This window comes from Deltaproteobacteria bacterium, from assembly GCA_009929795.1.
Classification (GTDB): Bacteria; Desulfobacterota; Desulfovibrionia; order Desulfovibrionales; family Desulfomicrobiaceae; genus RZZR01.
The window spans coordinates 1-2,155 of the sequence record RZZR01000283.1 but is presented as its reverse complement, the minus strand read 5'-3'; the positions used below and the strand labels follow the sequence as shown (position 1 = coordinate 2,155).

Annotated in this window: 2 protein-coding genes; both read right to left on the bottom strand. The window is 59.9% G+C overall.

Annotated features, from left to right (window positions below; genetic code table 11):
- On the bottom strand, positions 1 to 251 hold a 251-nt coding region (locus tag EOM25_14235; protein ID NCC26333.1), incomplete at its 3' end, for an O-acetyl-ADP-ribose deacetylase.
- On the bottom strand, positions 248 to 2,155 hold a 1,908-nt coding region (locus EOM25_14230; protein NCC26332.1), incomplete at its 5' end, for a PAS domain-containing sensor histidine kinase. The genes EOM25_14235 and EOM25_14230, both read right to left, overlap by 4 nt.

The following is a 2,155-nucleotide window of genomic DNA, read 5'->3' as shown; positions in this document are numbered from 1 at the left end:
CCCACGGTGTGGATGACGAACCTGGCCGGCAGATCAAAGCCCGGAGTGATGCGGGCCTCGCCCGTGGGGCAGCGGACCCCCGGCCGAATCTCGGGCAGGGCCCGGCAGGCGGCCAGGAGCTTCGGACCGGCGGCCCGATGGATGGCCCCGTCCACCCCGCCCCCGCCAATGAGCCCCTCGTTGGCCGCGTTGACGATGGCGTCGACGCTCAGGGTGGTGATGTCGGCCGTGACGACGCGAATCCGGTTCATGGCCGCTCCATGCTCCCAGCATCAGCGCCCGACCCGAAATCCCCCTCTCTCACCCGTTCCAGAACCTTCTCCAAATCCTCGATTCTGACCGGCTTGGCCAGATGGTCGTCCATGCCGGCCTCCAGGAACTTCTCCCGGTCACCAAGCATGGCGTAGGCAGTCAGCGCGATGATGGGGATGTTCCTCTTGGATCCGAGCTCGGGGGACGTCCTGATGGCTTGGGTGGCCTCGACCCCGTTCATGACCGGCATCTGGACGTCCATGAGGACGACATCGAAGTCTTGGGCCGCCAAAAGGTCCAAGGCCCGCTTCCCGTTTTCGGCCACGGCCGTAATGTGCCCGGCATTTTCCAGCAATTTGCGGATGGGCAGGGCATTGGAAGGATCGTCTTCGGCCAGGAGGATGCGCAGAGGCGCTCCTGCCTTGCGCGACCCGGCCCCGGCCTCGGTCAGGGCCGTTCCAACGGGCAGGTCGAAGGGGAGGATGACGTCCACCCTGGTTCCGAGACCAACCCTGCTGTCGATGGCCACTGTTCCGCCCATGAGGTCCACGAGTCGCTTGACGATGGCCAGGCCCAGACCGGCCCCCTGGTAGCTGCGGGTGTAGGACGTGGCCACCTGGACAAAGGGTTCGAACAGGGTTTTGAGCTTGTCTTCGGGGATGCCGATGCCCGTGTCGGACACGCTGAACAGCACCCGGCACCGGTCATCCTGATCTTTGGCCGCCAAAAGGGACATCTCCAGACCGACATGGCCCTGGCCGGTGAACTTCAGGCCATTGCCCACCAGGTTGAAGAGGATCTGTCGGACCCGGGCCTCGTCGCCCACGAGCCGGGCCGGAATAGCCGGATCTAGGATGTATTTCAGGGTCACGCCTTTGTCCCTGGCCGTGACCGTGAACAGATCGGAGACCGAATCGGCCAAATCCCGGATCACGAACTCCGCGTCGAAAAATTCCATCTTGCCGGCCTCGATCCGGGACAGGTCCAAAATGTCGGTCAGCAGGCGGGTCAACCGATTGGATGAGTTGATGGCCATATCGACGTATTGGGCCTGATCCGGTTCGAGATCCGTGAGCTGCAAGAGCTGCATCATACCCATGATGCCGTTGATGGGGGTCCGGATCTCGTGGCTCATGTTGGCCAAAAACTCGCTCTTGGCCCGGCTGGCGGCCTCGGCCTGTTCCTTGGCCAGGAGGAGGTTTTGTTCAATTCGTTTGAGTTCGGTCAAGTCTATATCAATGCAAAACAACTCCGGATGGCCGTCGATTTTTTTGACGATGGCATGGCTGGAATAGACCGTCACCCGCGAGCCGTCTTTCCGTTTGAGGATGAGTTCTGAGGAAGGGATGGATATTCCCGTATCGGCCATGGCTTTCATATCCACACGGACCATGGATCGCATTTCGTCAGGAATAATGAGATCCAGCAAATATCGGCCAACGGCTTCTTCCGAAGAATACCCGTAGAGTTTTTCCGATGCAGAATTCCAATACGTCGCCACACCGTCCATGTCGTAACCTTGGACAGCCAAGGTCGGCACCTGCTCGAAAAGATGGCGAAACCGCAACTCACTTTCCTTCAAAGCCTTTTCGGCCTGTTTTCGCTCGGTGATGTCGAGAGCCGTGAAGGTGACCCGGCCGCTCAGGTTCCCGGCTTCGATAGGGGTGGATGAAAGAAGAACATCCAGAATAGATCCGTCCTTCCTTTGCCACCTAGTCTCCACTGTCCCTGTCCCGGACTCGGCAATCTGGTGGTACTTTCCCCTGCCGACGACCTCGAACTCTTCCTGATCGGGATAGAAAATTCTGGCGTTTGAACCAATCAGTTCATCCCGACTGTAGCCGGTCATTTCGCAGACGAGACGGTTGACTTCGAGTATGACCCGCTTCCGGACCACGCCGAT